The 543-nt window shown below is 65.2% G+C and carries 1 protein-coding gene; it reads left to right on the forward strand.

The window, feature by feature from the left end:
- A partial coding sequence (locus Q7F16_RS30080; RefSeq protein ID WP_409557421.1) for a carbon starvation CstA family protein occupies nt 1-543 on the forward strand: 543 nt, incomplete at both ends.

Consider the following 543-nt stretch of genomic DNA (forward strand, 5'->3'; position numbering starts at 1 on the left):
CCCTGGCGATCGGCATCCTGGTCACCATGCCCGAGCTGAAAATGCCGGCGCTGACCCAGTTCACCGACGGCACGGGACCGGTGTGGAAGGGCGGTCTGTTCCCGTTCCTGTTCATCACCATCGCCTGTGGCGCGGTCTCGGGTTTCCACGCACTGATCTCCTCGGGCACCACGCCCAAGCTGCTGGATAATGAAACCAACGCCCGCTACATCGGTTACGGCGGCATGCTGATGGAGTCCTTCGTGGCGATCATGGCCATGGTCGCCGCCTCGGTGATCGAGCCAGGCGTGTACTTCGCCATGAACAGCCCGGCGGCGATCGTCGGCAGTGACGTGGTGTCCGTGGCGCAGACCGTCAGCAGCTGGGGCTTTGCAATCACCCCCGAGGCGCTGCAAGCGGTGGCCAAGGACATCGGCGAAACCACCATCCTGGCCCGTGCCGGCGGTGCGCCGACCCTGGCGGTCGGCATCGCGCAGATCCTGCACTCGGTGCTGCCGGGTGAGAACACCATGGCGTTCTGGTACCACTTCGCGATCCTGTTCG

It is taken from the genome of Pseudomonas sp. Lb2C2 (assembly GCF_052112205.1).
Classification (GTDB): domain Bacteria; phylum Pseudomonadota; class Gammaproteobacteria; order Pseudomonadales; family Pseudomonadaceae; genus Aquipseudomonas; species Aquipseudomonas kilonensis.